We start from the raw sequence: 570 nt of genomic DNA on the forward strand, positions 1-570 counted from the left end.
CTCGGTGCGCATATGCGACGCGACCCGCCACCCCACGATCATCCGAGAGAACACGTCGACGATGAAGCACACATACGCGACACCCGCCCACGTCGGCACGAACGTCAGATCCGTGACCCAGAGCCGATTCGGGCCGGTCGCGGTGAACTCCCGTTTCACCAGGTCCGGGTGCCGCGCCGACCAAGGATCCGGTCGTGTGGTCTTGACCCGCTTCGACCTCCGCGCGCCCTCAATCCCCGCGACACGCATCAACCTCGCGGTCTGGTCCCGGCCGATCATGATGCCCGCACGACGGGCGGCCTTCCAGAGCTTGCGGACGCCGTAGACGCGATAGTTGGCTTCCCAGATCTCGACCAGCTGCGGGATCAGTTCCTCGTCCCGCAGCGCGCGGGCGGACGGGGCGCGGGTCTTGGCTGCGTAGTAGCTGCTCGGAGCCACCTGCAGCAGTCTGCAGATGAGCTCGACTCCGAGCCGGCGACCGTCGACCAGGTCGTCCTTGTTCGCGTCGATGAAGACGACTACTTCCGGTAGTGGCGGTCGAGCTCCGCCCCGAAGAAAGACGCCGCCCGC

Annotated in this window: 1 protein-coding gene and 1 other annotated feature; the gene reads right to left on the minus strand. The window is 66.8% G+C overall.

The annotated features are described in order from the left end of the window. Nucleotides 1-570: IS3 family transposase (locus AC1ROW_RS22240; RefSeq protein ID WP_493021869.1), on the minus strand; the 570-nt coding region annotated here is incomplete at both ends. Further along, nucleotides 430-564 (minus strand) — a sequence feature (AL1L pseudoknot). Its footprint overlaps the gene before it by 135 nt.

Source organism: Leifsonia sp. GW821-FHT13C09 (genome assembly GCF_058806435.1).